7 protein-coding genes are annotated in these 7,122 nt (G+C 65.3%); 2 read left to right on the forward strand and 5 right to left on the reverse strand.

Translation table 11 applies throughout. From position 1 onward, the window contains the following. Positions 1-115: 115 nt before the first annotated feature. Together AB0K60_RS26160 and AB0K60_RS26165 are read right to left on the reverse strand one after the other, a co-directional pair. On the reverse strand, positions 116-805 hold the full coding sequence (locus AB0K60_RS26160; protein WP_364060275.1) for a response regulator transcription factor: 690 nt from the start codon (positions 803-805) through the stop codon (positions 116-118). Between the two features lie 10 nt (positions 806-815). Beyond that, positions 816-1,751, reverse strand: a complete 936-nt coding sequence (locus AB0K60_RS26165; RefSeq protein ID WP_364060278.1) for a HAMP domain-containing sensor histidine kinase — start codon at positions 1,749-1,751, stop codon at positions 816-818. A 191-nt stretch (positions 1,752-1,942) separates the two neighbouring features. Here AB0K60_RS26165 and AB0K60_RS26170 point away from each other — a divergent pair, with 191 nt between their 5' ends. Further along, positions 1,943-2,320: a Cpe/LpqF family protein gene (locus AB0K60_RS26170; RefSeq protein WP_364060281.1), complete on the forward strand. Its 378-nt coding sequence runs from the start codon at positions 1,943-1,945 to the stop codon at positions 2,318-2,320. Between the two features lie 197 nt (positions 2,321-2,517). On the opposite strand, the gene AB0K60_RS26175 is transcribed toward AB0K60_RS26170, so the two are convergent. Together AB0K60_RS26175 and AB0K60_RS26180 are read right to left on the reverse strand one after the other, a co-directional pair. Then, positions 2,518-2,715: a CsbD family protein gene (locus tag AB0K60_RS26175; protein ID WP_364060284.1), complete on the reverse strand. Its 198-nt coding sequence runs from the start codon at positions 2,713-2,715 to the stop codon at positions 2,518-2,520. Between the two features lie 526 nt (positions 2,716-3,241). Further along, entirely contained in the window at positions 3,242-4,210 is a 969-nt protein-coding gene (locus AB0K60_RS26180) for an NAD(P)-dependent alcohol dehydrogenase (protein WP_364060287.1), read from the reverse strand. A 657-nt stretch (positions 4,211-4,867) separates the two neighbouring features. Between AB0K60_RS26180 and AB0K60_RS26185 the strand changes: the two genes are divergently transcribed. Then, positions 4,868-5,134 carry a hypothetical protein gene (locus tag AB0K60_RS26185; protein WP_364060290.1) on the forward strand — a complete coding sequence of 89 codons (267 nt, stop codon included), beginning with the start codon at positions 4,868-4,870 and terminating at the stop codon, positions 5,132-5,134. Here the strand turns inward: AB0K60_RS26185 and AB0K60_RS26190 are convergent. Beyond that, positions 5,110-6,318: a hypothetical protein gene (locus AB0K60_RS26190; protein WP_364060293.1), complete on the reverse strand. Its 1,209-nt coding sequence runs from the start codon at positions 6,316-6,318 to the stop codon at positions 5,110-5,112. The two genes, AB0K60_RS26185 and AB0K60_RS26190, sit on opposite strands and share 25 nt — an antisense overlap. Between the last annotated feature and the right edge of the window lie 804 nt (positions 6,319-7,122).

Raw genomic sequence — 7,122 nt, forward strand, 5'->3', positions numbered from 1 at the left:
GCCCGGGAGGCGACGTGTCAAGCCTTCACCCGAGTGGACATCGCGGCACGGCCGCGTTCGGGCGGCCGGTCGATGGCGGGCCTCCACCTGGAAGCCCGCGCGCTCGACCCAGTTCTCAATCCGCCTTCCCTGGCGGCAGATCCGGCATCAGGTAGCCGACGCCGCGCACCGTCCGCACGTACGCCGCCCCGCCCTCCACCACGGCCAGCCGGGAGCGCAGCCGATACACCGTGGTCTTCACCACGTCCCGGCCGCCGGCCAGGTCGGCGGTGCCCCAGACCGCGCGCAGCAGGTCACGCCACGACTGCGGGCTGCCCCGGCGCGCGCCCAGGCAGGCGAGGAGCTTGAACTCGGTGTACGGCAGCTCCAGCTTCCGCCCGGCGAGCGTCACCGTGTGCCGGGTCGAGTCGATGACCAGCTCGCCGACGCGCAGCACCGTGCCGTCGCCGCGTCGCCGTACCAGGGCCTGGGCGCGGAGCGCGACCTCGCGGGGGTGGAACGGCTTGGTGACATAGTCGTCCGCGCCGTGTTCCAAGCCGCGGATGATGTCCTCGTGCTGGGTGAGCGCGGTGAGCAGCATGATCGGCACGTCCGATCTGGCCCTGATGCGTTCGCAGAGGGAGAGCCCGTCGAGCGTCGGCATGAGCACGTCGAGCACGACCAGGTCCACGGCGTGGGTACGCAGCAGGTGCAGGGCGGTCGCGCCGTCGTGGGCGGTGTGCACGGTGAAGCCCTGCGTCTCCAGGGCGAATCCGATGATCGCGGTCATCTGTGGTTCGTCGTCGACGACCAGTGCAGTGGCCATCGCACACCCCCTAGCCGGGCAGGGTGAACAGGAACGTGGTGCCGCGCATGGACGTGGTGTCCACCATGATGGACCCGCCGTGCAACTCGACGACGGTCTTGGTGATGACCAGGCCGAGGCCGGTGCCGTCGGCGAGGGGGCGGCCGGTGGCGAAGCGGTGGAACAGGCGGCGCCGCTCCTCGCGGGTCATGCCCGCGCCGTCGTCGGTGACGTACACGGCGATCCCGGTGTCGATGACCGCCACCCGCACGTCGATCGCGCCTCCGGCGCTGGTGAAGCGGGCGGCGTTGGAGAGCAGGTTGGTGAGCGCCTGCGCCAGCAGCATGGGGTCGGCGGCGATCGGCGGCGTGACCTGCGGGGTGTCGAGGGTGATGCGCTGGCCACGCTCGGCGCACAGGGGGCGCATGGCGGTGACGACGTCCCTGGCGACGACGGACACGTCCACCTGTTCCAGGCGCGGGGTGAACAAACCGGCCTCGATCTTGGCCTGGATGAGCAGGCTCTCGCACAGGCCGATCACGTGGGCGCATTGGCGGTCGACGACCGTGAGGAAGCGTTCCTGCGCCGGGGTGAGGGGGCCGGGGGTTCCCTCCACGAGCAGGTCGACGGCGCCTTTGATCATGCTGAGCGGGGTACGCAGCTCGTGGCTGAGCGCGGTCACCTGCTCGGCGCGGCGGTCCACCAGCTCGCTCAGGCGGACCAGTTCGTCGCGTTGACCGGCGGCGGCCCGGCGTACTCCCGCGATGGCCAGGCCCGCGCCTCCGACGAGCCCGCCGGCCGCGGCCGTCGCCGCCGGCCACCCTCCGGCCGCGACCAGCACCCCTACGGCGCAGAGCACGCCGAGGATGCCGGCCAGCAGCGGCCACCTCGGCGAGCCGGACAAAATGCGGCTCGTGAACCGGCTTTCCCACCGGCGCAGCCCGTCGGGCGGCTCCTCTGCGGTCATGTTCGCCACCTCGGTGCGAACGTACCAGCCCATAGCGGGCCGGGCATCGGGCCGACCGGCCGCGGCCGCTATGTGGTCGCGATCCCATGAAGATCACGTAAACGCGGAGGTCCGGGCGGACGAACCGTGGTGCACTTCACCGGATCCCGCGCCGAGGCCGCAGGCCGTTTCCTGTTGATGCGGAGGATGGGTTGAGACGCTGGACGCTGGTCGTGCTCGTGGCGGCGGCCGCGTTGCTGACGGGATGCTCGGGTGGTTCCACCGATGTGACCATTCCGGACAGCGCGGTCGGCAAGCAACTGAGCTGGTACATGGACGCCGTGAACCGCACGCCGGTCGGCGACGACGAGCTCGCCCAGCATTTGAGCGCGGATTTCCTGAAGGAGATTCCGCCGAAGAAGTTCAACGACACGGCGGCGACCCTCGCCGGTCTGAAGCTGGACGAGCTCAGCGACGTCAAGCAGACGTCGCTGGTCGGCGTGACGTCGATCCCAGGCCAGTCCTATAAGACCGAGATCTCCGTCGATGCCGACGGGAAAATCAACTACCTGCTGCTCTCCCCCATGTGAGCAGCGCGGGCCGACGGTCAGTGGAGCTTTGCAGGATCGCCCCGCTGACCGTCGCGGCCCTCATCCGTCGACGCGGCCCCGATCGCCCCGTATCGATCGCCGCCGCGCCGAACCGACTCGGTAAGCCCGCGCGCTGAACGGCGCGCTGAACAGGCGGGCGACGACCGCGCAGTCGCGGCCGTCGCCGTACGCCGGGATTAGTCGCCCTTGATGGCGTCCTTGGCCTTCTTGGCCGCGTCCTTGATTTTCTCTCCGGACTGCTTGACCTTGCCCTCGGTCTGATCGGTCTTGCCCTCGGCTTGCATCTCCTCGTCGCCGGTGACCTGGCCGAGGCCCTCCTTGGCCTTGCCGCCGATTTCTTCGGCCTTGTTGCGCATCTTGTCGTCCGCGCCCATGCCGGCTCCTTTCCGCGGTACGTGGCGGCGGGATCGCCCGCTGCCGTCCGGTCGATCCCCCTGCCCCCGACCGACCTGCGCAAACGGCGAAAAGCGATCGGCAGGCGGCTCGGCGTTCCGGAGTGAGCAGGCGGTGGGCTTCGAGCCGTCCCTCCAGGCAGCCGTCGATTAGTTGGGGGATGGACTGGAAGGCGCGCAGCTAGCGCACCATCGCGCGGTTCTCGGGGTGCACGTAGTAGAGGAGGTGCCGCACCCCGGCGGCGAGGGCGTCCGGCGAGCGCCCGGAGCAGGTGTCGGCCCAAGGCCGCGGCGCTGATGGCCGTCCGCGATCATGATGGCTGGCTCGGCGTGTGGTCGTCTTCGCGCGCGTATTAGTAATCGTTTCGACCAGTGCCGGGGAGGGCGGGGCCGCCCTCGGGATGCGATGGTTCATGGCCGGTGGCCGGTGGCCGGTTGGCGACCGACCGGATCAGGCCCGGCCGTTCGGGGTTCGCGCCCGCAGGCGCGGGACGTTCACGCGGGACGTTCACACCGTGATGACGACTTTCGCCCGCGCGTGTTCCTCCATGAAGTAGCGCATCGCCGACGGGACCTCGCTCAGCGGGTACGTCCTGTCGATCGCCGGGGTCACCTTGCCCGCCTCGATGAGCTCCCGGAGGGCGTCGAGGCGGTCCCGGCTCACGGACGCGATGGGGGCGCTCAGGCTCTGCCGTACGAAGGGGAAGATCAGCCTCGCCCGCAGGAGCCTGCCGATGGGCCCGACGACGCGGTTGCCATTGCCGCTGGACAGCACGAGCGTTCCGGTGGGTGTCAGCGCGCGTCTGCAGTCCGACAGCGACCGGTTTCCCACCAGGTCGAGGATGAGGTCGTAGCGCCGCCCGGTCCGGACGAAGTCCTCCTTGGTGTAGTCAACGACGTGGTCCGCGCCGATCGACCGGACGAGTTCGGCGTTCCGCGTGCTGCAGACGCCGGTCACCTCCGCGCCGAACGCCTTGGCGATCTGCACGGTGAACGTCCCCACGCCGCCGGACGCGCCGTTGATCAGAACCTTGTCACCCGGCCGCACCTGCACGCCGCGGGTCAGGCACAGCAGCGCCGTGCTCGCCGCGATCGGCGCCGCCGCCGCCTGCTCGAAGGTCAGGTTCGCCGGTTTCGCCGTCACCGCCGCCTCCGGCACGGCGACCCACTCGGCGAAGGCACCCGCGACGGCCTCGCCGTACACCTCGTCGCCCACCCGCAGCCGGGTGACGCCCCGGCCGACCTGCTCGACCGTGCCCGCGAAGTCCTTGCCCAGCACCGCGTGCCGCGGCCTGACCGGACCGAACGCCAGCCGTCCCAGGTACGGCACGCCCGTCAGCACGGCCATGTCGCCGAAGTTGACCGAGGACGCGCGCACCCGCACCAGCACCTCCCCGTCCTTGACCGCCGGCCTGGGGACGTCCTTAAGCTCCAGCACGTCGGCCGTGCCGTACCGACTGTGGATGATCGCCCGCATCGTGCTCCCGCCTCTCCCGCTCGGAACGGCGCCTCCACCACGCAGTCCGGACCGCGCCGCCGTCGATGCCGTCATAGCACCCCTCCATGTGAAATATTTTTATTACACATGGAACCGTAACATGTCGATCCCGACGGCGGAAGCCCGAACCCCGAGGGGCTCGGGCGCAGCGCAACGAGGACGAGCGGCGACGGCACGCACGAAGCGGCGCCACGCGACCGGGAGCCGCCCGGCCACCGCCGCCGCGTCGAAGGACGGCACGAAGTCCTGGAACAGACCCGTACGCTCGGCACTTCTCGCCGGAGGTAAAAGGGTTAGGATGGGCCTACGCTTACTTCCTTTTCTGGCTCGCGGTAATCCCGCTACGTGTCCTTAGGTCCCGACGTGGCTCTTGGGCTGGAAGGCATTCGCAGCCGGCCTGGACGCGGGGAAAGCATGGGTGGCGATGACGTCCTTAAACGAGTTGCCAGACGTGAGAACACCGTCGGCACCCAGAACAAAACGCTGGTGGTTATGGCTGGGCGCCATCTCACTGCCATTACTTCTGTGCACCGGCGGAGTTCTCGTTCCGCAGTGGCTCAACGACCAACGGCTGAACGCCCTGGCCGATCGCTTCTTGGCGTACCCACCCCTCCGGAGACGGAGATCCTCTCCGAGATGGACGGCTCGATCGGGGTAGAGGGCGCTAAAGACCTATGCCGCTTCCGCCTCCGTTTCTCCGTCCTGACGAAACTGTCCGCGACCGCGATTCGGGATCACTACAAGAAGGCCGAGATCCCGCCTGCCGCTGATGACGGTACCGGCTTCGTCGACGTCATCGTGTGGACGTCCTCCGACCTGCCTGCCTCATTGGACACCTTCGACCGGCAGCCGATGATCGTCGAGATTCAATCGCGTGGTCACGGCAGCGGCGGCGTAACCTGATATTCGATCTCGACTCGCTTTATTACCTTACCTGCATCTCTCTTGATTGCCTCGATCGTCTCTTGGGTGGCAGCGTCATCGCGATCCTTTCGATAGCTATGGATCGCGTCCAGGAGCAGCGTAGCTAGGATAATTGGTCCGAAATAGCCTGAAAATATTTTGATAGCTACCGCGATACTGCCGATCGGACTTAGCCCGTCAACTCCATTGAGAGCGAGCGAAGACAGGGAATAATGCAAGAAATTTAGCGACGAAAATTCCTGTTCGAGATGAAATTCGCCAGGAGAGAACTTGCACACGGCAATATTGATAGCCGTCAGCATCAGCGATACGTATACAAACATTAGGGCATATGAAATCATTCCGAGCATGAAAGGTGCCGGACTTCGCCGGTATCTGACAAGGCGGTACGCATAAAAGTCGCTAGCCTTTATTACCATAAGGGCCTTAGATAGATTCTCGGCGACCTCTTGCGTCTGCTTCTGATTGAAGCGCTTAGCGCGACTCCTGCTTACGACTGAAGGAAGTGAGGCCCATTGCATCACTAGCCCAGAACGAAGGATTCGCTGTGCCAGCGAAGCATGGGCCTGCAGGAACCCACGCGAGGAAAATATGCGAACAAGGGCGCGGATAAAGGTCCAGAGCATGCAAACCGCCAGGACCACAGCGAGCACAGGCATTAACGTTGGCGGCTTGACACCAGCTATCAGGAAGATGCAGCACAGTTCAGTAACTCGAATCGTCACGCTAGTTTTGAAGTTGCGCCCAACTGAGTATATAACTTGAGTAATTGCAATGGCCACATCCCAACTCCAGAACCTGGAGAGTTTCAGAGGTATGTGCCAAAGTACTAGAATCACAGGAAAGAAAAGGATGTACAGAATCCACCATACATACTTCCTGAAGAAGTGCACGAACCCAATGATTATTGCCGCTACAACGAGGACCCGAAGATCGAGCATCCAAGGCGAATCTGGAAAGAGTGCCACGATCAACCTAAAGTCTAAATCAAATATGAATACCTTCGTGATGAGATAAGCCCAAGCGATGACCGCCAACATTTGAGCCGTTCGAAATCTTCGCTTTGAGACTTCTGACCACTCCTGTTTCTGAGCGGACTCAGCTTTCGGCTGCGTCTTAACCAGTTTTTTAGGCGTGAGCCTGTCCCAGAGGCTGTCTGACATCCACCCCTCCCATGAGGATGCTAGAGGACCTGTCTGACAGTAGGCGGGAGCCGGTGAGACTCTTGATCAGGAAGATCCAGTCGCTCGTATCATGATGCCTGACGCGCATGGCGAGAGCGCCAATGTCAGTATCAAGAGGACACACGACAGCAAGTCCTACTGCTCATTCCGTCTACCGTCGGCCCGTTCGAGAAGGAAGCGCATCCTTCCCCCAGGCCTGCCCAAGCGAGGGTAGACGGGACAAGTGGTTACTCAGCCTACTGCTGACAGAACTCGAACCCGAAATGGCCGATGACCAAACGGGATACCCCTCCAATGAACCGATTTCAGGACTTCTACGTGATCAAGGCGCTGCCACCACACCAAAGAAGTTCGGAGATCAATTTGTCGCTCGGTGAGCCAGGGTGAGGAACGAACCCTGGCTCGTCGATCGCACCCAGTCAAGTACGGCGGCAGACCACGCGCTGGCGATCGTGAGGGCTACATCTGTGCGGCGGTGCGGCAATCCCGCTCGGCGTGCTCCTTACCTACGGCGCGATGTGCGTGCGGCGGGCGGCCCCGAGTCTCGCGCCGGCCCGGGACCGGCCTCCAGGCCGCATGCCCGGGGCGGCTGGCGGGCGCTGGGGCCGGGGTGCGGCGGCGCGCCGCGCCGCCGCCTTGATCTTCATAGGCGTAATTCGGCAATGCTTGCAGGTATCGGCCGGAAGCTGTGTACGGCGGGGGTGTGGGGCGGTAGCTTCGCGGTGTGGGCGAGGACGGCGAGCGGACGCGTTGGGTCGTGCATGGCGAGCGGCTGGTGTATGA

It is taken from the genome of Thermopolyspora sp. NPDC052614, assembly GCF_040678635.1.
GTDB lineage: Bacteria > Actinomycetota > Actinomycetes > Streptosporangiales > Streptosporangiaceae > Thermopolyspora.